Raw genomic sequence first — 25,791 nt, 5'->3', positions numbered from 1 at the left:
AAGCGGCGCTATTTAGCCCGCTTTTTTTATTCTATTAGGAGGTATTATGATGATTAAGTTGATTGTAAATGCAGATGATTTCGGTCTTACAGAAGGTACAAATTATGGTATTATTGATGGACATATAAATGGACTTGTAAATTCAACGACAATGATGATGAATATGCCAGGAACAGAACATGCCGTACGCTTAGCGAAAGATTATAAAACGTTAGGAGTAGGTGTGCATCTCGTATTAACGGCAGGAGAACCACTTTTAAAGGATGTACCATCCCTTGTAGGGAAAGATGGGGCGTTCCATAAACAACGTGTTGTAAGGGAAGGGAATATAAATCCTGAAGAAGTTGAGAGAGAATGGACTGCTCAAATTGAGAAATTTTTATCTTACGGATTAACACCAACTCATTTAGATAGTCATCATCATGTGCATGGATTAAAGGTTTTACACGATGTTCTTGAGATGTTAGCAAGTAAATATAACGTTCCGATTCGTCGTTGTGAGGAAGATAGAGCAGTGCGCCCATTTTCTGATGTGTTTTATAGCGATTTTTACGCGGATGGTGTGACGGAAGATTACTTTTCCAAGTTAAAAGGAAGAGTGAAGGATGAACAAACGATAGAAATTATGGTACATCCAGCGTATATTGATCCAGAGCTTGTGAAACGTTCTTCTTACGTAATGGATCGTGTGAAAGAATTGCGTATTTTAACGGAGAGTGAGTTACCTGAAGGAATAGAGCTTGTGAAGTTTTAATAGGAAAACGACGGCTAAGTGGCCGTCGTTTTTTATATTTATAAAATAGATATAACATATCCACCAAAAGCCCCGAGTATAACGATAATCCAAGGCGGTGTTTTCCAAAAAGTTAGTAAGCCAAAAAGAAGAGATGCAAAGACAAAATCTGAAGCATTCATAATTGTACTCGTCCAAATTGGATCGTAAAAAGCGGCAATTAAAATACCGACAACTGCGGCGTTAACACCGAGTAATGTGCCTTGTATAGCGGGTACCTTTCTTACACTGTCCCAAAATGGTAAAACACCAATAACGAGCAAAAAGGCAGGAAGGAAGATAGCGATTGTTGCGATTACTGCTCCAGTGGTTCCGTTTAGCACTGCCCCTATATAAGAAGCAAATGTAAAGAGAGGCCCTGGCACCGCTTGTGTTAATCCGTATCCAGCTAAAAATTGTTCTTTTGTCATCAGCCCGTTCTGTACAAACTCACTTTCAAGAAGAGGGAGTACGACGTGCCCTCCGCCAAATACGAGAGAACCAGAACGGTAAAAGCTATCAAATAATGCGATATGAGGAGAGAGCGGTCGCAGTATTGGTAGCAATAGTAATAGTCCGAAAAATAAAATGAGACAAGAACTAGCCATCGTTTTTGAAATAGAAATTTGTATTTTATAGACTTGGGCGTTTTGAGGAGTTTTATATAAAAGCCAGCCGATCAGCCCTGAAAGTAAAATGAGAATGATTTGTGTCCAGCTACTTGGCCATAACAAGGCAATCGCGGCAGTTACAATGGCGATTGTTGCACGGTTTCGGTCCGGAGTTAGCTTTTGAGCCATTCCCCATATTGCATGAGCGACAATTGCGACTGCTACAAGTTTGAGTCCATGAATCCATCCTGTACTTCCAATTTCGAATTGATTAAGGAATGAAGCAAAAAAGACTAAAACGAGAACAGAGGGAAGGGTGAAACCAATCCAAGAGATAATTGCTCCTAATAGCCCGCCCCTTAATAATCCAACGCCCATACCGACTTGACTACTAGCGGGACCAGGAAGGAATTGACACAGTGCTACTAAGTCTCCGTAACTTTTTTCATCCATCCATTTTCTTTTTTGCACGTATTCATGATGAAAATAACCAAGATGAGCGACAGGACCGCCGAATGAAGTAAGTCCTAATTTAAATGAGACGAGAAAAATCTCGACTAATAATCGAAAAGAATAGTTGTTATTTTTCAAAGTAACCTCCTAGAAAGTTTTTTCTATGTGCATTATACAAGAGGCGGTAAAGCAAAAGAAATGATTCTTATGTAAAGATTTTGTGAATCTTTTCTTCGTAATTAAAAGTTGAAAAAGTCATAAATGATTATGTGTAAACCATAAAGTAGTAAAAGAAGTGCTGGGAAATTGATATAAGGAGAATGCCCTATGACAACACACTTTTTTGCTAGGTTAACAGGGAAGAGGGAATTGCCTCCTGTAAATACAGAAGCTTTTGGGGTAGCAGAGTTTATTTTTAGTGATGATTTAACGAAGTTGCATTACAGGGTAATATTAAAAAATATAGAAAAGGTCACATCGTGTCAAATTCATTTAGGGAAGTCCAGTCAAATTGGTCCCGTTGTTTTCTATTTATACGGTCCGCTAGAGCAAGGGATTAGTTTGAATGAGGGAAGCATTACTGGTGCCGTAAATGTGGAGGAATTCGAAGGGCCTTTACAAGGAAAATCCCTTGTTCATTTTCTCCAAGAAATTATTCAAGCTAATGTATATGTAAATATTCATACGAAATCACATAAAAAAGGAGAAATAAGAGGGCGGATTAGAAAGGTAAAGAAGTAAATGAAAAGGCTGCTCCAAAAAATTGGAACAGCCTTTTCGAATTAGATAGGATGATGTGTATTGACGATACATTCATATATTTTGAAAATCGTCGATATAAATTTATCCTGCATTAACTGCCCGTAAAAGCCTTCACTTTATTCGAAGGAGTGTCGCTAAAGGTTACTTGTTTAACTTTTAACAGGCTGATTTTTAATAAAGAAGTCCATGATATAAAATACTTCATCATCTGGTATTTGTATTTCAAATGTATTTTCAATTGGTTGTAATGCTTTTTTCACTTTCATATACATCCAGTACTCATCTTGTCTTCTTTTTTCTTTATCAGGATGAGGAAGAAGTTTTTCTCCTTTTTGAAGACGATCAACCATACAGCTCATATGCAAAATAACACCCATTAAGCTATCAGGAGTTAGCTGCAAGGAAATTAATTCTTGAATTGTATTTAGTGCGTAACGAATTGTTTTAATTAGTAATGCCCCGTCGTTACGCTGCATTTGTTGTTCAAGAATATCGGCCATTTTCGCATATGTCTCTTCATACGTAATTAATTCTTGAATTGGCTGAATCGCTGTGTAGTTCACAATATCTTGGAAATGATATGTTAAACATGGAACTTGCACATCGAAATTTGTGACGATACAAATGATATTACGCTCTTTTTTTATGTTCTCAATCATTTTCGTTAAATCTTTTTCATGGACGATACTAATTGGAATAATTTCAATTAAGTCTTTATCAAATCGTAAATAGTTCTCTAACATTTTTTGAATAGCTAAGGCACTTCCTTCACCAGTTAAACAAGCTGTTAAAATAACAGACTTCATTGGTGATAGTGGCTTTTTCTTTTCTTCTTGTACGTTTAAATAGAACGGCGTTAAGTTCTTTACTGTTTCATATAGTGCATCTAATGAATAGCCGAGCTGAGCTTTTCGAGCTGCTTCTAGTGCGTGTGGAGTACTTGTCATGGAAAGGACACGTACAGGAATTTTGAATTCAGTTTCTAATATATCACCGATATAGGCAAGAGACCCCATATCAACAAGTAAGAGAAGCCCGTTTACATTTTGAAGTGTTTTCATATACACTTTAACCCGTTCTAAAAAATCTTTCGGTGATTCATGTAGCGGCATATCAATACCGGTCACTTCATCAATACCGAGGAGTTCATTTGCAACGTTTGCCATTTCTGTTGCGATGCCATTACCGTGCGCTAATATTAATACTTTTACTTCTGTTTGGGAAGCAGGAATTGGATCAACAACGAAGAACATTGTTAAGAAGCCAGCTTCATCCATGGGCATGGTTATTTGTAATTCTTCTTCCAGTAGTTGAATGCATTGCATAGCTACGGAAAAAGCTTCTTTATATTTCGTACGAATTTGATTCAATTGTGGGTGATGAATTTGCTTCCCGCTTTGTAAACGTTGTAGAGTTGTCTGTACATGTAAACTTAATGCGAGAAAGACTTTTTCATCAAACGTCTTAGATAAATGTTTTTCAGCGAGCTCCGCAATTTTTTCACATACGGAAACGATGTTACGATCAACAATTTTAAAAACATTTTCATGACTTGTCTTTTTGGACATTTGGTTAAAATATTGTACGAAAAAGCTTTGAATATCATTTTCTATTAGTAATTCTAATTCTTCCTCTTCAATACCGCGTGCTTGAAGTTCTTCATATTTATAATCAATATAGTCGTAAATAGAAGACCGTTTTTCATCTTCTGCTTTATGTTGACTCCAACCTTCATCTCCCGTAAATACAAATGTTTCATTTGGTATTTGGTATAGGTGACGGCTCTTTCTTTCAATAAATAGCCCTTCTTTCATATACCAAGGTAAATCTGTACTTGAAACATAGACAGAATCACGTTTCTTTGTTACAAAATCAGAATAAGCTTTCGCACAGGCGATTTGTACATCTGTTTTTAATTGACCGATGTTATTGGGACAATTGTAAAAGACGAAAGCACGCATTGCGTTCGGGCTAACGTGAATTTCTTTCCTTAGCCGAATTGCTTCATTTGTGAAAAATAGTTGCAGTAAAGCAAAGCGTTCTTTATGTGTACGCTCACGAAGTGGTGGAAGCTTGACAGTCATCGGTATACGTCTTGTAAATGTTTTTAATAAAAATGAATTTGGTTCTTCTGTTGTTGCAGTAATGATTAATACTTGTGCTTTACGCTCGTTTTCTGTTTCTCCTAGGCGGCGATATACTCCGCGATCAATAAAAGTAAAGAGCATTTCCTGTCCTTCTGGAGGAAGGCGGTGTACTTCATCTAAGAAAAGAATTCCTTCATGTGCTTTTTCAATTAACCCTTTTTGATCATTCGCACCTGTGTAAGCTCCTTTTTTGATCCCAAATAACTGTCCTAGTAGTAGCTGTGGATTGTTTGCATAATCAGCACAGTTAAAGACGATAAATGGTGCCTTTTTTGGAAGCTGTTCAACTTCAATTGCATATTCGTGCATTAAAGAAGCAAACATAGATTTCCCGACTCCTGTTTCTCCTAGCAGTAAAGTATGCATACCGTTTGGAGGATAGAGAATAGAAGCTTTCGCCTTTTCAATTGCGATTTTAAGGCTCGTATTTTCAATTGCAAATGTATCTAGTGAAGTCACGTCTTTTGAATGCGTTTCCAACGAAGTGTTCGTTTCTATATAAAAACGAACAGGGCGCGTATTTGTTTTTAATAAACGTTTATCTTTTACAAGTTTGTTTAAGTCGCTACTTACATTGGCACGATCTAGTTGCAACAGGGTAGCGAGTTCTAATGCGGTTATACCTTCTGTATAATTTCCTTCTTGTATTGCGTTAAAAATGAGATCTATTCGTTTCATTTCTATTCACCTCGAAACTTCATCACTATTTAAAATTTTACACAAAAATGAGAAGGGTGGGAAGAGAAAAATAAAACAGCTTTAGCATATAGGCACTAAAGCTGTTACAATCTTGTGTCTTTCCAAAAATTAACTTCGAGATGGGAAGAGGGATTATAAGGAAGAAGTTTGTATCCTTGTGACTGTAAATAATCGATTACTTTTGGCAGTATTTGTACAGTGACACTTGAATCATGCATTAAAATAACTTCGACTTGTTCATCACTTTGATTACGTACTCTTTCTAGTATGGCAGAAGGATTGTCATAGCTTTTCCAATCATATGTATCAATTGTCCAATCCCACATTTTATATCGAGCTGATACAAGAGCATCACGATAATTCTTTTTTAAGTAAGGCATGCTACCGTATGGAACGCGGACGAGGTGTGTATTTAATTTTGTAACTTGCTGGACAATGTTTTGAGTTTGTTCCATTTCTGTAATTAAAGTGGAAGGATCGCCAGTATAAAGGCGTTTTACATCGTGTGACATACTATGAAGTCCAATATAATGTCCGTCTTTAATTAATCGCTGCATCGTCTTTTGGTAATGCGGTACTTTTCCGCCAATAACAAAGAAGGTTGCTTTTCCATTCTTTTCTTTTAAAATGTTTAAAATTTGCATCGTATATTTGTTTGGTCCGTCATCAAATGTTAAATACGCAATCTTTTGTGTAGGAGAGGTCGTTTCAGCATTTGGATGATGTTCAGCAGGAATAATTGTAGTTGCTTCAGGATTAGATGACGTGTATATAGTAATTGTGAAAAATAAAATGATACATTGAAATACTCGCTTGATCATAACATTCACCCTCAGTTTGACAATCAAGATGTAAAAAATAAAATTTGATACTTTTTTTATTATGTATATCTTTCTCCAATAAAGGGACTCTCAAACAATCTATATTTTGGAAATGTCAAATAAGGAGTAAAAAATAAAAAATAGCATCCTCTTCAAAGAAAGAGGATGCTATTTGAATATTTCATAATTGTAAAGGCTATACTACAATTAGTCTTCGCGTTTTTTCATTTTTTTATAGAAGGAAATAATTGGTTTGTAACGTTCGTGTACAAGGCCGATTATTTCAGCAATGATTTCTGTGAAGAAGATTAAAATGAAAAGAAGAATAATGGATAACCATAATGTTGCACTAGTGAAAATAATGGCATTTACACTAAAGAAGATACCGAATGCGTATATAATTAGTACCGTTTTACGATGAGAGAATCCCATTGCAAGCAAACGGTGATGTAAATGCGATTTATCTGGTGCTGAAATAGGTTTTTTATTTACGATACGGCGGATAATTGCGAATGCCGTATCAAATACAGGTACACCTAAAATGATAACTGGAACGATGAAGCTGAATAACGTTACACTTTTGTATAATCCAAGTAACGATATGACAGAAATACAGTATCCTAAAAATAGTGCTCCTGTATCTCCCATGAAAATTTTTGCTGGATGGAAGTTATAGAATAAAAATCCAAGTGTACTTGCAAGTGCAATTAGTGCTAGAGGCAAAATGATAGCTGTTCCAGTACCCCATGGGCTAGTGAAGGCCATATATGCCAGCGTTGCAAGTACGATAGATGAAATTCCAGCGGACAATCCATCTAATCCGTCAATTAAGTTGATTGCATTTGTAATACCTACAATCCAAAACACTGTAATTGGATAAGCAAGCCATCCAAGTTCAGTATCCCCGAGGATTGGAATATATAATACTTGCACTAATAATCCACTTTTTACAATCATAGCTGCAACTAATAGTTGTCCACCGAATTTTACCTTCGCAGATAGTTCGTACATATCATCTAAAATCCCGATGATTACAATGATAATCGCACCTAATGTTATCGATAACATTCTTTGTTCATATAACCCGCCAACAACAAATCCTACAGCTACACCGATAAATATTGCTAATCCGCCAAGACGAGGCATAATCTTTTGGTGTACTTTACGCGCATTTGGCTTATCTGTTGCTCCTATTTTAAAAGCTAATTTAATAACTAAAGGAGTAACGACGAGTACAGTGATGAAAGATGCCAAAATGGCATAAATCACTTGTGAGTCCATTAATACCCCACCTTTTTATAGTCTAACATAATTTTTTAGTTTATTTATCTGAAAATTATGATGTTTATTTGCAGGCTCATAACATATGGTATCACAAAAAGATTAGAATTCAATCTTTTTTTCTTTTTGTAGTAAGTGGAAGTGAATAGAAGATATGACAATTGTATATGGAATGTTAGCTCATTTAAGAAGGTTGCGTTTGTTGGTATTTATAATAGACCATTTTCGCGCCTCTCCTATAGTGAGTATTTTTATTTCAGTATTATAAGTGTTACACGTAGAAATGAGTAAGTCTCGTGTTAAAATATGGTAATTTATATTCTCTTATGTAATTTTACAAAAACTTAAAAAAGTATGGAAAAGGTAATTCATATAATAGAGAAGTAAAATGTTTTCTCATTTTTAATATGAGAGGAGGAAGCACAGGGGAATTCTATGTATTCGTATATTTTCTATTGTATATTCCTGTGCGAAGGGGAAATGAAAATTACGATAATTGGTACTGGATATGTTGGATTAATTACAGGAGTAGGTTTGGCAAAACTGGGACATTCGGTCACATGTTTTGATATAGATTATGAAAAAATTGAACGGATAAAACAAGGGGATTTACCTATTTATGAATATGGCTTACATGAATTAATACATGATGCGTATAAGTGTGCAAAGTTAACTTTTACAACAAGTAAATTAAAAGCTTTTAAAAATGCTGAATTTATATTTATTGCGGTTGGAACACCATCATTAGCAAATGGGAGAGCTGATTTAACGTATATTAAGCGTGCGTGTGAGGATATTGGGACGTACGTGAATAACGATATTATTGTTGTTACGAAAAGTACAGTTCCTGTAGGTACAAATGAAGCGATGCAGGGATGGATTGAGGCGAAGTTACAAGGGAGGCACAAATTACATGTCGTATCGAATCCAGAGTTTTTACGAGAAGGTTCCGGTATTTATGATTTCTTCCATGGTGATCGTATTGTAATTGGAGCGGATGATGAGAAAGTTGCACGGAAAGTAGAGGATTTGTACAGTGCATTATGCTTGCAAACGTATATTACAGATATTAAGAGTGCAGAGATGATTAAATACGCGTCTAATGCATTCTTGGCTACAAAAATTAGCTTTATTAATGAAATTTCAAATATATGTGAGAAGGTAGGAGCAAATGTATTAGATGTAGCAAAAGGAATGGGGATGGATAAGAGAATTGGTACCCATTTTTTACAGGCGGGCATTGGATATGGGGGATCGTGTTTTCCGAAAGATACGAAAGCACTTGTACAAATGGCAGGAAATGTTTCTCATGATTTTCGTTTGTTAAAAGCGGTCATTGAAGTGAATAATAAGCAGCAGTTGTTATTAGTTGAAAAAGCGAAAAAAGTAATAAATATGAATAAGAAACGGGTTGCAGTTCTTGGAGCAGCATTTAAACCGAATACAGACGATATTAGAGAAGCACCATCTCTTATTATCATACAAGAATTGATTAATATAGGTGCGGATGTAGTTGTATACGATCCGAAAGCAATTCAGCATGTACAACAAACATTTGGAAAGACGATACAATATGCTGAATGTATAGATGAATCGATTAGAGGCGCGAGTGCAGTTTTTATCGTAACGGAATGGGAATCTATTCGAACATATCCATTAGAAAAGTATGTACAACTTATGGGGGAGGCTATTCTATTTGATGGGAGAAATTGTTATACTAATGAGGATGCTAGAAAGCAAGGGATAGATTACTACTCAGTGGGACGAAAGAATGTTTGTAATAATCATGTTGCTACTATTCGATAAAAAGAGCAAGTTCCTTGTTTATTCTTATACGTCATAATAGAAACTGTAACTAGTGAGAGAAAAGAGGCAATAAAATGACTGAACGTTTAAAAGTAATGACAATTTTCGGGACACGTCCAGAAGCAATTAAAATGGCACCTCTTGTATTAGAGTTGCAAAAGCATCCAGAAAAAATCGAATCAATTGTGACTGTAACAGCACAACATCGTCAAATGTTAGATCAAGTATTAAGCATCTTTGGAATTACGCCAGATTTCGATTTGAATATTATGAAAGATCGTCAAACTTTAATTGATATTACAACGCGCGGTTTAGAAGGTTTAGACAAAGTAATGAAAGAAGCAAAGCCTGATATCGTCCTTGTACATGGTGATACAACAACAACATTTATTGCTAGCTTAGCTGCTTTTTATAATCAAATTCCAGTAGGTCATGTTGAAGCTGGACTTCGTACATGGGATAAGTATTCTCCATATCCAGAAGAGATGAATCGTCAATTAACAGGTGTAATGGCAGACCTTCATTTCTCACCGACAGCGAAATCAGCAACGAACTTACAGAGAGAAAATAAAGATGAGTCACGCATTTTCATAACAGGAAATACAGCGATTGACGCACTGAAAACGACTGTAAAAGAAACATATAGTCATCCGGTACTAGAGAAGCTTGGAAATAATCGCCTTGTACTGATGACAGCGCATCGCCGTGAAAACTTAGGTGAACCAATGCGTAATATGTTCCGTGCAATTAAGCGCCTTGTTGATAAACATGAAGATGTGCAAGTTGTGTACCCTGTTCACATGAACCCTGTTGTTCGTGAAACAGCAAATGATATTTTAGGAGAACATAGCCGTATTCATTTAATCGAGCCGCTAGATGTGATTGATTTCCATAATGTTGCAGCTCGTTCATACTTAATGTTAACTGATTCTGGCGGTGTTCAAGAAGAAGCACCATCACTTGGCGTGCCAGTTCTTGTTCTACGTGATACAACAGAGCGCCCAGAAGGTATTGAAGCAGGTACGTTAAAATTAGCAGGAACAGATGAAGAGACAATCTTTAATCTTGCTGATGAGTTACTATCTGATAAAGAAGCTCATGATAAGATGGCGCAAGCATCTAACCCTTACGGTGATGGTCGTGCATCAGAGCGTATTGTTGAATCAATTTTACAACACTTTAATAAGTAAATAAAAAAGAGCCAAATCGTATAAGAGTTGGCTCTTTTTGTTATTCCTGATTTCTCATAATCCACTCTGCATGAGCATTTGTGGAAGGGGGCGGCTCAGTTGGTGTTTTGTTCGGGTTTGTTTCTTTCTTTGCTTTTTCGTTAGAGTTAGAATTTGAGTCAGGATTTGATGAATCGGTTTTTGTATTTGGATTTGTTGGAGTTTTTGCTTTTTCCCCTAGTTCTTTTTCTATTTCATTACGTACCGTCTCTACACCGATTGGATCCGGAAGGAAGTAATAAATACCGCCTATTTTTTTGTCTTCTCCTTCAAGTTTTAACGTTTGTATTGTAGAAGGATCAAAACCAGAAAGTTTATTGTAAAGAGCAAGTCCGTCTGAAATAGGAATGTCGGTTTTTATATATTTTCCAACGACAGTCGTTAAATCTTTAATTTTAAATACAGTAGAGGCAGAATTCAGTTTTTGAGCAACAGCGGCTAGCAATTGCCTTTGTCTAGCGGCTCGGCCATAATCGCCGTTTGGATCCTGCTTTCGCATACGGACGTAAGCGAGTGCCTCTTCACCGTTTAAGTTTTGTTGCCCTTGCTTAAATTGGATTTTTTTGTAGTAATCCACGTCAGAGCGCTCCCAAAAATCGAAAGGGACATCAACGGTAACACCGCCAACAGCATCAACGATACCTTTAAAGCCTTGGAAATCAATTTTAATATAATGGTCTACAGGAACTTTTAGAAAACCTTCGACAGTTTTGATTGCCATTTGTTCTCCACCATAAGCATGCGCAGCGTTAATCTTATCTTCTTTGTCCTTTCCGACAATTGGAACGCGACTATCCCGAGGAATACTCATAAGTGAAATCCTTTGAGTTTTCGGATTGACTGTCGCAAACATTAATGAGTCTGTACGCCCATTTTGACCATCTGTTGCATAATCTTCTATACCCATAATGAGGATTGTAAAAGGTTCCTTTGTAATTTCTACATCTTTAGTTCTTAAATCTGATTTTTCACGACTAAATCCACTATACATCCCCATAAGAGAAGTGTAGGAATTTAATATATAGATTCCTACACTGCCAAATAAAAATGCGAAAATAAAGAAGTAGAAAAGTTTTCTTCTTCGCTTCTTTTTTATTCTGCGATTTTGGAGATGATGATAACGTTCTTCCATATATAATCTCCTTAGTTCATTGTAGAGAAGTTCTTCACTACATTAATCTTTAAAGGTGATAATTTCATTATTCTTAGATAAGATCTTGCTCTAAGTACAACATATCTCCTTCTGTAATTGTACATTTCCCATTTGTTAATTCAATCATCCAATCTGTGAATGCTTGTTTCCCATCTTCTTCTACAAACGTATCAAATGTGACATTTTCTAAATAATGTATATCTTTAATGACATATTTTGAATGGCGTAATTCATTTTCTAACTTGCCAAGTAAAGTGTAATCAATCCCGGTTTGTATAACCCGCACTAGTTTTCGTTCGACAATGCCGACGTGATTAATACCTTCGCTTGTACATTTTCCGTATGCGCGAATTAATCCACCTGCACCGAGTTTAATGCCACCAAAATAGCGTGTAACGACAACAACAGTATCTTTTAAACCTCGTTTTTTTAATACCTCTAACATAGGTACACCAGCTGTGCCGCTCGGTTCACCGTCATCGTTCGCTTTTTGAATTTGATCTTGTTCGCCAATTAAATACGCTGAACAGTTATGTGTTGCATTCCAATGCTGTTTTTTTATTTTTGTATAAACGCTTGCGCTTCTTCTTCAGTTGTAGCTCTATTTACATAACAAATAAATCTTGATTTTTGAATGACAATTTCGTGTTCGCCATAGTCTTTTATTGTTAAATATTGTAATAACAATGGTATACGCCCCTATCTGTCAAAATGACTAGTACTTTACATTTTAAAAGCGGGCGTTTTTATATTCAAACATTTTTTATAAATAAGCTGAAATTTTTGATGAGTATTTTATCTTTTTGTTGTAATTTGTCGAGATGCTGAGTATAATTTTCAACCGGTATTTTTATGTATGGATGCACCTTTTTTAGTTTTCGTGTAAAATTAGGGGATAAAAATTTTTTATAAGGCAGGTACGAGAATGAAAACAGCTATTGTTACTGATAGTACAGCATATATACCGAAGCATATTCGTGACGAACTAAATATATATATGATTCCATTAAACGTTGTATTTGGAACAGAATCTTATCAAGAAGAAGCTGAAATTTCAGTAGATGATTTTTATGTAAAAGTACGTGAGCAGGAAGAACTTCCGAAAACTTCGCAGCCAGCGATTGGAAAGTTTTTAGAGTTATACGAAGAATTATCTAAAGAATATGATGCAGTTATTAGTATTCATCTTTCAAGTGGAATTAGTGGTACATACCAAACAGCGACGACAGCTGGACAGATGGTAGAGGGTATTGAAGTATATACGTATGACTCTGAAATTAGTTGTGAAGTACAAGGATTTTATGTACGTGAAGGCGCGAAATTAGCAAGTGAAGGAAAAACACCAGAAGAAATTACCGCTCGTTTTGATGAAATGAAGCAAACGATGGACGCATATTTTGTAGTGGATGATTTACATCATTTACAACGTGGTGGAAGATTAAATAGTGCGCAAGCTTTCATCGGTAGCTTGCTACAAGTGAAGCCAGTTTTATATTTTAGAGAGAAAGTCATTATTCCATTTGAAAAGATTCGTACACGTAAAAAAGCGCTAAAACGTATCGTTGAAATTTTTGATGAACAAGCAAGTAAAGGTGTACCTATGGAAGCAGTTATCATTCATGCGCAACGTGAAGAGGAAGCGAATGAATGGAAGCAAGAATTAGAAGCAAAATATCCTCATGTCGCAATTCGCACGGGTTATTTTGGTGCTGTAATTGGTACGCATTTAGGTGAAGGTGCACTTGGTCTTGGATGGTATACGAAGTAATAAGATAGAAAAGGCTCTCTTTTTGAAGAGGGTTTTTTTACGGAAATGTTACGTATAGTTGACAAGTTAATATTTGGAAATGATAAAATGTACGTAAAATAAAATATGAGGAAAGTTTTATAACTTACTTTTTACAAGAAACTATATTATAATAGAAGAGAGGTGAAACATATGGAGCATAATTCTTGTTTATGTCCAAAGTTTGAGTCAGCTTTTACTTTGCTTAGTAAAAAATGGACTGGCTTAATCATTAAATCTTTGCTAGAAGAGCCGAAACGCTTTAGAGAAATCGCAGATATTATACCGAATATGAGCGATCGTATGTTGTCAGAGCGTTTAAAGGAATTGGAAAGCGAAGGCATTGTAGTTCGTAATGTTTATCCAGAAGTACCAGTTCGAATCGAGTATGGCTTAACTGACAAAGGAAAAGCGTTAGAAAGTGTTATGGATGAAGTCCAAAATTGGGCTGAGAAATGGATGAAATAGCGTTTCAATTTCATTTATATTTGCATTTGCATATTTATAAAACGTAAGGGACACCTTGCGTTTTTTCTTTGTTTATAACATTGAGGAAAAATTAAAAAATTCTACACATACATACAAAAATATACGTATTTTGCGCTAGATGCACATATAATATTACATTTGTTTTACAAAAACGTAACATTGGCAAAAAAAATCCCGAATTATGGTATAAATTTTATAGGTTATATACGGAAAAAAGAAAAAGAAAGCGGTGTAAAAAATAAAATGAAAAAGCTAAAAATGGCGTCTTGCGCATTAGTTGCAGGGTTAATGTTTTCAGGATTAACACCAAATGCATTTGCAGAAGATAATATTTCTGACGTGAAATCACAAATTAATACACAAAATGACACTTTACATAAACAACAACAAGAACGTGATGAATTACAAAAACAAATGAACGAATTAAATAAAACAATTCAAGGTTTAGATAAGTCTGTTCAAGAAAATTCTTCAAAGCTTGATGAAACAACGAAAAAAGTTGCTGATACTGAGCAATTAATCGAAAAGAAAAATAAAGACATTGCGGAACTACAAACGAAAATCGCAAAACGTGAAGACTTATTAAGAAAACGTTTAGTTGCGCTTCAAGAACAGCCGAATACGAACGTTGTAACAGAAGTTCTTGTAAACTCTAAAAACGTTGCAGATTTAGTTGATCGTTTAACTTCTGTTTCTAAAATTCTTGAGTCTGACGAAGATATCATGAAAACACAACAAGAAGATCAAGCGAACGTGAAAAAGGATGTTGCAACAGTAAAAGAAAAACAAAAAGAATTAAAAGAAGCACAAGCTCAAATTGAAACTGCTAAGAAAGAACTTGACGCTGAAAAAGCGAAAAAAGAAACAGCAGTAAATGATTTAAGTGGTAAAATGGATACAGTTGTAACTACGATGACAAGTACGGAAAGCCAATTGAAAGAGCTTGAAAAACAAGCACTACAATTACAACGTATGGCTGAAGAGGAAGCACAAGCAAAAGCTGCACAAGAAGCTGCTGCTCAAAAACAAGCAGAACAAGCTGCTAAAGAAGTGCAAGCGCCTGCTCAACAAGTTGCACCAGCGAACAACGGTGGACAAGCTCAAAAAGAAGAGCCTAAACAAGAAGCACCTAAACAAGAAACACCTAAAAAAGAAGAGAAAAAACCAGAACCGACACCAGGCCCAGCTCCGGCTCCTGGCGTAATTGGTAAAGCGCAACAATACTTAGGTATGCCATATGTTTGGGGAAGTGCATCTCCATCAAAAGGTGGTTTTGATTGTAGTGGATTCATTTCTTACATCTTTGGTGTAGGTCGTCAAGACGTTAACGGTTACTGGAACTCAGTTTCTAAAGTAAGTAGCCCACAACCTGGAGATTTAGTATTCTTCCAAGGTACTTATAAAGCAGGTCCATCTCACATCGGTATTTACGTTGGTAATGGCAAAATGATTCATGCTAGTGATAAAGGAATTGCGTACGGTGATATTAACAGTTCATACAACCAAAAACATTTCTTAGGATACGGTCGATTCTAGGATTTATAAACGAATAAAACACGTGTATAAAGTCGATAGCTTACTATTTTATAAGTAGGTTATCGGCTTTTTTGCGTTTTTACGAAATTACGGGAAAGGTTTATAGTGTGCTGGAGGTGATGGTCCATGTTATCTGGGAAACAGTTATTATTAGAAGAACTCTCTACAGACGTACGGGATAATTTAGATGATTTGAAGAAGAAGGGAGAGGTCGTATGTGTACAAGGTGTAAAAAATAAGGCTTCTACATATATGTGTCAGCGTTGCGGAAATATAGCACAAAGACTCTTTTCATCATTTTTGTGTAAAAGGTGTAGTAAATTCTGCACATATTGCCGGAAGTGCATAACGATGGGGAGAGTTAGTGAATGTGCTGTACTTGTTCGTGGAATTGCTGAAAAAAAGGGAGAAATGGATGTAAACCCGTTACAGTGGAAAGGAAATTTATCTACTGGCCAGGAGTTGGCTGTGCAAGGTGTTATGGAGGCTGTTAAACAGAAAGAATCGTTTTTTATTTGGGCTGTGTGCGGCGCTGGAAAAACAGAAATGTTGTTTTATGGTATTGCAGAGGCACTTCAAAAAGGAGAAAGAGTTTGTATCGCAACGCCGAGAACGGATGTTGTACTTGAATTAGCACCGAGATTGAAAGAAGTATTTCCGAATATAAATGTAGCTGCTTTATACGGTGGGAGTTTAGATCGGGAAAAAGATGCAGCGTTAGTCGTTGCGACCACCCATCAGCTATTGCGTTATTATAGAGCGTTTCATGTCATGATTGTAGATGAAATAGATGCCTTTCCATACCATGCAGATCAAATGTTGCAGTATGCGGTAAAACAAGCGATGAAAGAGAAGGCGGCATGTATTTATTTAACTGCAACTCCAGATGAAGAGTGGAAGCGTAACCTTAGAAAGGGGAAACAAAAAGGTATCGTTGTTTCTGGACGGTATCACCGTCATCCGTTGCCAGTCCCCAAATTTTGCTGGTGCGGAAACTGGAAGAAAAGCCTCATTAATAAAAGAATTCCTCAAGTTTTACTACAATGGTTAAAAGTATACTTAAATAAAAAGCACCCCATTTTTTTATTTGTTCCCCATGTGCGATATATAGAAAAAATGAGTCGGTTATTGAAGCTGTTAGACGATAGAGTTGCCGGTGTGCATGCAGAAGATCCAATGAGAAAAGAAAAAGTTGCAGCTTTCAGAAAGGGAGAAATTCCTTTATTAGTTACAACGACGATTTTGGAGAGAGGAGTAACGGTGAAAAATTTGCAAGTTGCGGTTTTAGGGACAGAAGAAGAAATATTTTCAGAAAGTGCACTCGTACAAATTGCAGGCCGGGTAGGTCGTAGTTTTGAAGAGCCGTATGGAGAGGTCATTTATTTTCATTATGGTAAGACAGAGGCGATGGTGCGCGCGAAAAAACACATTCGAAGTATGAACAAAAATGCGAAAGAACAAGGGTTGATCGATTAATGCATTGCTTACTTTGTCATGAGGATATTTCATACGCGATTAGTTGGTACAATTTTTTTGTTAAGGCTCACAAAAAGTATATATGTGATAGATGTGAGCAAAAGATTTCCTATATTATAGGAGAGATTTGTAGAGAGTGCGGACGGTCTTTAGATTCATTGCCAGCTGAATATAAAGAAGGTGACATTTGCAAGGATTGTGTACGATGGATGAATTTGGAGAGTTATCGACCTTTAAAAAATCGTTCATTATACATGTACGATAATGAGATGAAAGGAATACTAGCGCAGTTTAAGTTTCGTGGTGATGCTGAGTTAATTCGTATTTTTCATCGCCCTTTTCGAAGTTTATTTCAACAGTATTTTGCTAACGTTTCAACCGTTATCGCTGTTCCGCTTAGTAAGGAAAGGGAATATGAACGTGGCTTTAATCAAGCTGAGCTATTAGCAGCTTGTTTGCCTGTAGGTCTTTCTTATCCGTCATTAAGAAGAAGGGAAACAGAAAAACAAAGTAAGAAGACGCGCAAAGAAAGGATGTTGGGAAGCAATCCTTTTTATTTTCAGGGTGAAGAGATGTTTCACGGACAACATATTTTACTCGTTGATGATGTGTATACGACAGGTATTACAGTTAGACAAATTGGCAGTATTTTATACGATAGAGGGGCAAATGAAGTTTCTAGTTTGACGCTCTGTAGAAGTTAATCTGTAACTGTCGAAAGAGATAATAAAAAGACGATAAGTCTTCTTTGACTTCGTAAGTTGTCATTCGTTATAGTCAGAATATGGGGCGAATGCCCTGATTTTTAGAGTGAAGGGAATGGAATGAACATGCAAGGAAAAGTGAAATGGTTCAATGCAGAAAAGGGATTTGGGTTTATTGAGCGTGAAGATGGTGAGGATGTGTTTGTTCATTTTTCTGCTATTCAACAAGATGGGTATAAGTCATTAGAAGAAGGGCAACAAGTGAAGTTTGATATTGTAGATGGAGCACGTGGACCACAAGCAGCTAATGTTGTGAAACTGTAGGGATATTGTTTTTGGGAAGAGAAAGCTGCGTTTGTGGCAACGTTATATATAGTAGAACCTCTTGTTTTTCGCAAGAGGTTTTTGTTATGGGGCGAATTGTCAAAAAGTTGTTTCTTTTCTGTAACGAATTGTCCACAGTTATATTCGTTACTCACGATGTTAATAGGATAAAATAAAGGTAGAAACGATGCATCTTTTCATTTCAACAAAAAACGATAAAAAAATCGCAATTCCACTAATTTTTTTAAAAAAGTTAGAAGGAGTTTTTAAGCCGATGTCGAAATTATAGTACATAGGCTTGAAAGGAGGAATTCATCTATGAAATTCAACATTCGTGGTGAAAATATTGAAGTAACTCCAGCATTAAAGGAATATGTAGAGAAAAAACTAAGTAAGTTAGAACGTTATTTTGATACATTCCCAGAGATTAAAGTTAATTTAAAAGTATACTCTGACAAGCAACGTGTCGAGGTAACAATTCCGTTTACTGATTTATTACTTCGTGCAGAAGAAACTAATAGCGATATGTACGCTGCTATCGATTTAGTAGTTGATAAAATTGAGCGACAAATTCGTAAACATAAAACAAAAGTAAATCGTAAGTTACGTGAGAAAGGTTCTGTGAAAACTAACTTTATTCTTCCAGAAGCAGTAGCTGTTCTGGATGAGGTAGAAGAGGATGAATTAGAACTTGTACGTACAAAACGATTCGATTTAAAACCGATGGACGTTGAAGAAGCGATCTTGCAAATGGATATGCTAGGGCATAATTTCTTCGTCTTCACAAATGCTGATACAAATGAAACTAATGTTGTATATGGCCGTAAAGACGGAAAATATGGTTTAATCGAAACTAAATAATAATTCGAAAGCGCAGCCGAAAGAGGCTGCGCTTTTTTTGCTGAAAATAGATTTTTAAAAAACTTTTCCTAATTTAGAACGAGACATTCGGCCGATTGTTGTCATAGTTATAAGACAAGTGTTACAATTATCATTAGGTATATACATTTTAGTTTTTTTAATTAGGAGAAAAATTGGCATAACATACATTTGATTTTTATAACGACTGATTGTAATAGAAAAAGAAAAACAATCGGAAGTTTTATTTTAATAAAAAAGAGGAGCGTATTTCCTATGATCGGTATTTTAAAAAAGGTATTTGATGTAAATCAACGCCAAATTAAACGTATGCAGAAGACAGTTGAGCAAATTGATGCATTAGAATCATCTATTAAGCCACTAACAGATGAACAATTAAAAGGAAAGACGCTTGAGTTTAAAGAACGTCTAACAAAAGGTGAGACAGTAGATGATCTACTTCCTGAAGCTTTTGCGGTTGTTCGCGAAGCTGCGACTCGTGTTCTTGGAATGCGTCCGTATGGCGTGCAGTTAATGGGTGGTATTGCTTTACATGAAGGGAATATCTCTGAGATGAAAACGGGTGAAGGTAAAACGTTAACATCTACATTACCTGTATATTTAAATGCTTTAACAGGAAAAGGTGTTCACGTTGTTACAGTCAATGAATACTTAGCACAACGTGATGCGAGCGAAATGGGACAACTTCATGAGTTCCTTGGCTTAACAGTAGGAATTAACTTAAATAGTATGTCACGCGAAGAGAAGCAAGAGGCTTATGCTGCTGATATTACGTATAGCACAAATAATGAGCTTGGATTCGATTACTTACGTGACAATATGGTTTTATATAGAGAGCAGTGCGTTCAGCGTCCACTTCATTTTGCTATTATCGATGAAGTCGATTCTATTTTAGTCGATGAAGCACGTACGCCGCTTATTATTTCGGGACAAGCTCAAAAATCAACAGAGCTATACATGTTTGCAAATGCATTCGTTCGTACATTAGAAAATGAAAAAGAGTATTCATTCGATGTGAAAACGAAAAATGTAATGTTAACTGAAGATGGTATTACGAAAGCAGAGAAAGCTTTCCATATTGAAAACTTATTTGATTTAAAACATGTTGCACTTCTTCATCATATTAATCAGGCACTTCGTGCGCATGTTGTTATGCACCGTGATACAGACTATGTTGTACAAGAAGGTGAAATCGTAATTGTAGACCAATTCACTGGTCGTCTTATGAAAGGGCGTCGTTATAGCGAAGGTTTACACCAAGCGATTGAAGCAAAAGAAGGCGTAGAAATTCAAAATGAAAGCATGACGCTTGCGACAATTACGTTCCAGAACTACTTCCGTATGTACGAAAAGTTATCTGGTATGACTGGTACAGCGAAAACGGAAGAAGAAGAATTCCGTAATATTTATAATATGAATGTTATCGTAATTCCAACGAACAAAGATATTATTCGTGATGACCGTGCTGATTTAATCTTCAAATCAATGGAAGGTAAATTCAATGCAGTTGTTGAGGATATTGTAAATCGTCATAAACAAGGACAACCTGTACTTGTTGGTACAGTTGCAATTGAAACGTCAGAGCTTATTTCAAAAATGTTAACACGTAAAGGTGTACGCCATAATATTTTAAACGCGAAAAACCATGCGCGTGAAGCAGATATCATTGCAGAAGCTGGTATTAAAGGTGCTGTAACAATTGCGACGAATATGGCTGGTCGTGGTACGGATATTAAATTAGGCGATGATATTAAAAATATCGGTCTAGCGGTTATCGGTACAGAGCGTCACGAAAGCCGTCGTATTGATAATCAGTTACGTGGTCGTGCTGGTCGTCAAGGGGACCCTGGTGTAACGCAGTTCTATTTATCAATGGAAGATGAACTAATGCGCCGCTTCGGCTCTGACAATATGAAAGCGATGATGGATCGTCTTGGTATGGATGATTCACAGCCGATTGAAAGTAAAATGGTTTCTCGTGCAGTAGAATCTGCGCAAAAACGTGTAGAAGGAAATAACTATGATGCACGTAAGCAGTTATTACAATACGATGATGTGCTTCGTCAGCAACGTGAAGTTATTTACAAACAGCGTCAAGAAGTAATGGATTCTGAGAACTTACGTAGTATTATTGAAGGTATGATGAAATCTACAGTAGAACGTGCTGTTGCGCTTCATACACAAGAGGAAATTGAAGAAGATTGGAATATTAAAGGTCTTGTTGACTACTTAAATACAAACCTTCTGCAAGAAGGCGATATAAAAGAAGAAGAATTACGTCGTCTTGCTCCAGAAGAAATGAGCGAGCCGATTATCGCGAAATTAATAGAGCGTTACAACGACAAAGAAAAGCTTATGCCAGAAGAGCAAATGCGTGAGTTCGAAAAAGTTGTTGTATTCCGTGTAGTAGATACGAAATGGACAGAGCATATTGATGCGATGGACCACCTTCGTGAAGGTATTCATTTACGTGCTTACGGTCAAATCGATCCACTTCGTGAGTATCAAATGGAAGGATTCGCAATGTTCGAGTCAATGATTGCTTCTATTGAAGAGGAAATCTCTCGTTACATTATGAAAGCTGAAATTGAACAAAACTTAGAGCGTCAAGAAGTTGTTCAAGGTGAAGCTGTTCATCCATCTAGCGATGGCGAAGAAGCGAAGAAAAAGCCTGTTGTAAAAGGTGATCAAGTGGGCCGTAACGATTTATGCAAATGTGGTAGTGGCAAGAAATATAAAAACTGCTGTGGCATTGTAAGCTAATAAAAACTGCGGCTGTTGAATTCAGCTTGTTTTGCAAATTATAATAAAAAGGATTAAACTCTCTCCCTAATAAGTGGAGAGAGTTTCCCTTGTTTTCATACGAAAGTAATAGCAATTACATAGAGGTGAAGGAAATGGAATTAGTAGAAATTAGACAGGAATTAGAGAAAATGGCTAAGAGATTAGCGGCTTTTAGGGGGTCTCTTTGACCTCCCTACTAAGGAGAAACAAATTGCAGAATTAGAAGAAAAAATGATGGGCGCAGGATTTTGGGATGACCAACAAGGCGCTCAAACTGTAATTAACGAAGCAAATGCGTTAAAAGATATGGTTGGAAAGTTCCGTCAGTTAGACGAGACGTTCGAAAACTTAGAAGTAACGCATGAACTCTTAAAAGAAGAATATGATGAAGATTTACATGAGGAATTAGAATCGGAAGTAAAAGGCTTAATTCAAGAAATGAATGAGTATGAGCTTCAATTACTATTAAGTGATCCTTATGATAAAAATAATGCGATTTTAGAATTACACCCAGGTGCAGGTGGAACAGAGTCACAAGACTGGGGTTCTATGTTATTACGTATGTATACACGCTGGGCTGAAAAACGTGGATTTAAAGTAGAAACAGTTGACTACTTACCAGGTGATGAAGCCGGTATTAAGAGTGTTACTTTATTAATTAAAGGTCATAACGCTTACGGTTATTTAAAAGCAGAGAAAGGTGTACATCGTCTTGTACGTATTTCACCGTTCGATTCTTCAGGCCGTCGTCATACATCATTCGTATCTTGTGAAGTTGTACCTGAGTTCAATGATGAAGTTGAAATTGAAGTGCGTACAGAAGACTTAAAAATTGATACGTACCGTGCAAGTGGAGCTGGTGGACAGCACATTAATACGACAGATTCAGCAGTTCGTATTACGCATACACCGACAAATACGGTTGTAACGTGTCAGTCAGAGCGTTCTCAAATTAAAAACCGTGAGCATGCGATGAAAATGTTAAAAGCAAAATTATATCAAAAGAAATTAGAAGAGCAACAAGCACAATTAGATGAAATCCGCGGGGAACAAAAAGAAATTGGATGGGGCAGCCAAATTCGTTCTTACGTATTCCACCCGTATTCTCTTGTAAAAGACCATCGTACAAATACAGAAGTTGGTAACGTACAAGCAGTTATGGATGGAGAAATTGATCCATTTATTGATGCTTACTTACGTTCTCGCATCTAATAACCAGTGGGGGAATCCCCACTGATTATTAGCTTTAACAAATCTGACTTTTACGGGCAGCCCGACCCTCACCTAACTTCTTTGCTTTTGTTGAATTTTGAGGTAGGGGTCTTACTACCCAGTAAATAGTGGGATAAGAGAAAAAGCCAACAAAATTGTTGGCCCATGCTGAGAAAATAGAGGATATACAACGTTTTGTTTATATGGATGAAGTACAGGGGAAGAGAAGTTGGAAACGACAACTTCTCTTTTTGATGGGGTTATATGCAGAATACAATGTTGTATATTGTTTTGTAAAAAGTAGAGAATAGTAAAACAGAGCGGCAATAGAGTAAGATTTTATAAAGAACTTTTTTGATTTGCCTTTTAAAAAGATTCTTTATAGAAGTTTTTACGTTGTTCACAGAATTGAAACAAATTATGGAAGCTTTATTTTATCAGGGTTCTCACTGTATTTTTCAAGAATATGAAATATACCTTAGTTTTTCTATATAAAGATAATGCTTATAATAAAAATGAGTGTGTTAGGAATGAAAAGAATATCAACAATGGGGAGCGATAGAATTGAAAAAGAAATTGTTGGCTATTGCACTAGGTACATCAGTCGTTTTTGCTTTAGGAGCATGTGGAAATAAAGAAGAGAGTAAGCCTTCGAAACAATCTGCAAGCACAGATAGCCCAGAGCAAATTTATCAAAAAAGTTGTATAGGCTGCCATGCGAAAGATTTATCAGGAGCAACTGGACCGGATTTACGAAAAGTAGGACAGAAATATGATGCAGCAGAGATTGAAAAGATTATTGAAAAAGGTCGCGGTTCAATGTCACCGGGAATTATTCAAGGTGAAGATGCGAAAAAAGTAGCTGAGTGGTTAGCTGAACATAAATAAAAAGAGAAAAATGGGCGATTTGATTATATAATCTTATCTAAAAATGACTTTGGATAAGAGTTATAACAACTCGTCTCCTTTTTCTGTGATGTAACATAACTGTAACAAAAATGTATCCGAACTGGAAACCGTTTGATGTTACAATGAGGTTTGTAGAATTTTGCTGAAATATATTACATAGAGTAGCGGTGCGAATAAAAAGCATGTAAGTAAGCTGCCTTCAACAAGAATGGTTAAATGAAAATAAAGGATTCCTTTTTATTTTCACATGTACAGAAAAGTATTTCGAAAAAAAAATCATTAAGCATTGGGTGATAAATAATGATAAAAATGACGAATGTTTATAAGGAGTACCCGAATGGTATGAAAGCCGTTGCTGGTCTCACAGTTAACATTAAACAAGGTGAATTCGTATACGTAGTTGGACCGAGTGGAGCCGGAAAATCTACATTTATTAAAATGATGTATCGTGAAGAAAAGCCAACTACAGGATCTATTAATGTAAATGGACTTACTATCGAATCATTGGCAGAAAGAGATGTTCCATATTTCCGTCGTCAATTAGGCGTGATTTTCCAAGATTTTAAATTATTACCTAAATTAACGGTATATGAGAATGTTGCGTTTGCTTTAGAAGTAATTGAAGAAGAACCAGATGCGATTCGTGAGCGTGTTACTGAAGTGTTAGGACTAGTAGGTCTAGATGATCGTGCAGACGCACTTCCAAGTGAACTTTCAGGTGGAGAGCAGCAACGTGTGGCTATTGCAAGAGCGATTGTTAATAGACCAAAGGTTGTAATTGCCGATGAGCCAACTGGTAATTTAGATATTGAAACAGCTCTTGATATTATGAAGATCTTTACGCGCATTAATGAGCGTGGTACAACGATTGTTATGGCGACGCATAATGCAGATATCGTAAATACAATCCGTCATCGTGTAATCGCGATTGAAGGCGGAAAAATTGTTCGAGACGAGATTGAGGGAGGATACGGATATGAAGGCTAAAACCCTTAGTCGACATTTGCGAGAAGGTGTAAAAAATCTATCCCGTAACGGATGGATGACATTTGCTTCTGTAAGTGCAGTAACAGTTACATTATTACTTGTAGGTGTCTTTTTAACAGCGATTATGAATATGAACCATTTTGCTACAAAAGTAGAGCAAGATGTAGAAATTCGTGTACACATTGATCCAGCAGCAAAAGAAGCTGATCAAAAGAAATTAGAAGAAGATATGAGTAAGGTCGCGAAAGTAGATTCTATTAAATACTCTTCTAAAGAAGAAGAATTGAAACGTTTAATTAAAAGTTTAGGCGATAGTGGAAAAACGTTCGAGTTATTTGAGCAAGATAACCCACTGAAAAACGTATTTATTGTAAAAGCGAAAGAGCCAACTGATACAGCACAAATTGCGAAAAAGATTGAAAAAATGCAGTTTGTAAGTAACGTTCAATACGGTAAAGGTCAAGTTGAAAAATTATTTGATACTGTAAAAACAGGACGTAATATCGGGATTGCATTAATTGCAGGTCTTTTATTCACAGCGATGTTCTTAATCTCTAATACAATTAAAATTACAATTTATGCTCGTAGTACTGAGATTGAAATTATGAAACTTGTAGGTGCAACAAACTGGTTTATTCGTTGGCCGTTCTTGCTAGAAGGATTATTCCTAGGAGTATTAGGATCAATTATTCCAATTGGTCTAATTCTAGTTACGTATAATTCACTGCAAAGTGTGTTTAATGAAAAACTTGGCGGAACAATTTTCGAGCTTTTACCATACAGCCCATTCGTATTCCAATTAGCTGGTTTATTAGTGTTAATCGGTGCGTTAATCGGTATGTGGGGAAGTGTAATGTCAATTCGTCGCTTCTTAAAAGTATAAAAAGTTGCAAACATAATTCGTACAAGCTTATCATATAGTAGAAATAGGTAAAGGCATCACACGCTGTGTGATGCCTTTTGCTACACCA

At 36.2% G+C, this 25,791-nt stretch carries 21 protein-coding genes and 1 pseudogene; 16 read left to right on the top strand and 6 right to left on the bottom strand.

The features are described from left to right. The first annotated feature begins 49 nt into the window (after nt 1–49). Complete coding sequence (gene chbG / locus BTOYO_RS12120; RefSeq protein ID WP_000593458.1) at nt 50–754, top strand: chitin disaccharide deacetylase; 705 nt, start codon at nt 50–52, stop codon at nt 752–754. 38 nt (nt 755–792) lie between these two features. On the opposite strand, the gene BTOYO_RS12115 is transcribed toward chbG, so the two are convergent. Then, nucleotides 793–1,974: a chromate transporter gene (locus tag BTOYO_RS12115; protein WP_000794692.1), complete on the bottom strand. Its 1,182-nt coding sequence runs from the start codon at nt 1,972–1,974 to the stop codon at nt 793–795. 189 nt (nt 1,975–2,163) lie between these two features. On the opposite strand from BTOYO_RS12115, the gene exsM reads away from it, so the two are divergent. Continuing rightward, nucleotides 2,164–2,577 (top strand): exosporium regulatory protein ExsM, encoded by a 414-nt coding sequence (gene exsM, locus BTOYO_RS12110; protein WP_000207040.1) that lies wholly within the window; start codon nt 2,164–2,166, stop codon nt 2,575–2,577. A 170-nt stretch (nt 2,578–2,747) separates the two neighbouring features. Here exsM and BTOYO_RS12105 read toward each other — a convergent pair whose 3' ends face one another. The 3 genes from BTOYO_RS12105 to BTOYO_RS12095 all read right to left on the bottom strand — a co-directional run bounded on the left by BTOYO_RS12105 (nt 2,748) and on the right by BTOYO_RS12095 (nt 7,546). Next, the gene (locus tag BTOYO_RS12105) at nt 2,748–5,423 is read right to left on the bottom strand and encodes a sigma-54-dependent transcriptional regulator (protein WP_000820944.1); all 2,676 of its coding nucleotides are present in this window, start codon (nt 5,421–5,423) and stop codon (nt 2,748–2,750) included. 104 nt (nt 5,424–5,527) lie between these two features. Then, the gene (locus BTOYO_RS12100; RefSeq protein ID WP_000597144.1) at nt 5,528–6,265 is read right to left on the bottom strand and encodes a polysaccharide deacetylase family protein; all 738 of its coding nucleotides are present in this window, start codon (nt 6,263–6,265) and stop codon (nt 5,528–5,530) included. A 207-nt stretch (nt 6,266–6,472) separates the two neighbouring features. Next, on the bottom strand, nt 6,473–7,546 hold the full coding sequence (locus BTOYO_RS12095; RefSeq protein ID WP_000378305.1) for a glycosyltransferase family 4 protein: 1,074 nt from the start codon (nt 7,544–7,546) through the stop codon (nt 6,473–6,475). Nucleotides 7,547–7,981: 435 nt separating this feature from the next. On the opposite strand from BTOYO_RS12095, the gene BTOYO_RS12090 reads away from it, so the two are divergent. Both BTOYO_RS12090 and wecB read left to right on the top strand, forming a co-directional pair. Continuing rightward, nucleotides 7,982–9,352, top strand: a complete 1,371-nt coding sequence (locus tag BTOYO_RS12090; RefSeq protein ID WP_000287625.1) for a UDP-glucose dehydrogenase family protein — start codon at nt 7,982–7,984, stop codon at nt 9,350–9,352. A gap of 74 nt (nt 9,353–9,426) precedes the next feature. Continuing rightward, entirely contained in the window at nt 9,427–10,542 is a 1,116-nt protein-coding gene (gene wecB, locus BTOYO_RS12085; protein WP_000140137.1) for a non-hydrolyzing UDP-N-acetylglucosamine 2-epimerase, read from the top strand. A 40-nt stretch (nt 10,543–10,582) separates the two neighbouring features. Here the strand turns inward: wecB and BTOYO_RS12080 are convergent, their stop codons facing one another. Next, nucleotides 10,583–11,713 (bottom strand): LCP family protein, encoded by a 1,131-nt coding sequence (locus BTOYO_RS12080; RefSeq protein WP_000392747.1) that lies wholly within the window; start codon nt 11,711–11,713, stop codon nt 10,583–10,585. 73 nt (nt 11,714–11,786) lie between these two features. Next, nucleotides 11,787–12,421: pseudogene (locus BTOYO_RS12075) on the bottom strand (YigZ family protein). A gap of 238 nt (nt 12,422–12,659) precedes the next feature. Between BTOYO_RS12075 and BTOYO_RS12070 the strand changes: the two are divergent. The 12 genes from BTOYO_RS12070 (at nt 12,660) to ftsX (ending at nt 25,703) form a co-directional block, all read left to right on the top strand. Beyond that, nucleotides 12,660–13,502, top strand: a complete 843-nt coding sequence (locus tag BTOYO_RS12070) for a DegV family protein (RefSeq protein ID WP_000844774.1) — start codon at nt 12,660–12,662, stop codon at nt 13,500–13,502. A 171-nt stretch (nt 13,503–13,673) separates the two neighbouring features. Then, the gene (locus tag BTOYO_RS12065; protein ID WP_000400852.1) at nt 13,674–13,988 is read left to right on the top strand and encodes a winged helix-turn-helix transcriptional regulator; all 315 of its coding nucleotides are present in this window, start codon (nt 13,674–13,676) and stop codon (nt 13,986–13,988) included. Nucleotides 13,989–14,147: 159 nt separating this feature from the next. After that, nucleotides 14,148–15,545 (top strand): C40 family peptidase, encoded by a 1,398-nt coding sequence (locus tag BTOYO_RS12060; RefSeq protein ID WP_002093042.1) that lies wholly within the window; start codon nt 14,148–14,150, stop codon nt 15,543–15,545. A gap of 126 nt (nt 15,546–15,671) precedes the next feature. Further along, a complete protein-coding gene (gene comFA, locus BTOYO_RS12055) occupies nt 15,672–17,021 on the top strand; it encodes an ATP-dependent helicase ComFA (protein WP_000948465.1) in 1,350 nt (449 codons plus the stop codon). Then, a complete protein-coding gene (locus BTOYO_RS12050) occupies nt 17,021–17,725 on the top strand; it encodes a ComF family protein (protein ID WP_002093044.1) in 705 nt (234 codons plus the stop codon). The genes comFA and BTOYO_RS12050 overlap by 1 nt, the downstream gene beginning before the upstream one ends. Before the next feature lie 126 nt (nt 17,726–17,851). Then, nucleotides 17,852–18,049 (top strand): cold shock protein CspC, encoded by a 198-nt coding sequence (gene cspC, locus BTOYO_RS12045; RefSeq protein ID WP_002039935.1) that lies wholly within the window; start codon nt 17,852–17,854, stop codon nt 18,047–18,049. Between the two features lie 318 nt (nt 18,050–18,367). After that, complete coding sequence (hpf, locus tag BTOYO_RS12040) at nt 18,368–18,910, top strand: ribosome hibernation-promoting factor, HPF/YfiA family (RefSeq protein ID WP_000671188.1); 543 nt, start codon at nt 18,368–18,370, stop codon at nt 18,908–18,910. Between the two features lie 273 nt (nt 18,911–19,183). Further along, the gene (secA, locus tag BTOYO_RS12035; protein WP_000579396.1) at nt 19,184–21,691 is read left to right on the top strand and encodes a preprotein translocase subunit SecA; all 2,508 of its coding nucleotides are present in this window, start codon (nt 19,184–19,186) and stop codon (nt 21,689–21,691) included. A 134-nt stretch (nt 21,692–21,825) separates the two neighbouring features. After that, nucleotides 21,826–22,924, top strand: a protein-coding gene (prfB, locus tag BTOYO_RS12030) for a peptide chain release factor 2 (protein ID WP_096001583.1) whose coding sequence is annotated in 2 segments (ribosomal slippage) — nt 21,826–21,897 and nt 21,899–22,924 — 1,098 coding nt in all. Because the reading frame shifts where the segments join, the coding sequence is not laid out codon by codon here. Between the two features lie 564 nt (nt 22,925–23,488). Further along, the gene (cccB, locus tag BTOYO_RS12025) at nt 23,489–23,812 is read left to right on the top strand and encodes a cytochrome c551 (RefSeq protein WP_000727967.1); all 324 of its coding nucleotides are present in this window, start codon (nt 23,489–23,491) and stop codon (nt 23,810–23,812) included. A gap of 363 nt (nt 23,813–24,175) precedes the next feature. Beyond that, complete coding sequence (gene ftsE / locus BTOYO_RS12020; RefSeq protein ID WP_002093048.1) at nt 24,176–24,820, top strand: cell division ATP-binding protein FtsE; 645 nt, start codon at nt 24,176–24,178, stop codon at nt 24,818–24,820. Further along, nucleotides 24,810–25,703 (top strand): permease-like cell division protein FtsX, encoded by an 894-nt coding sequence (ftsX, locus tag BTOYO_RS12015; protein ID WP_000645031.1) that lies wholly within the window; start codon nt 24,810–24,812, stop codon nt 25,701–25,703. Before ftsE ends, ftsX begins: the two co-directional genes overlap by 11 nt. Nucleotides 25,704–25,791 lie beyond the last annotated feature (88 nt).

The sequence above is a fragment of the Bacillus toyonensis BCT-7112 genome (genome assembly GCF_000496285.1).
GTDB classification, from domain to species: domain Bacteria; phylum Bacillota; class Bacilli; order Bacillales; family Bacillaceae_G; genus Bacillus_A; species Bacillus_A toyonensis.
This window is presented reverse-complemented; position numbering and strand designations above follow the sequence as displayed.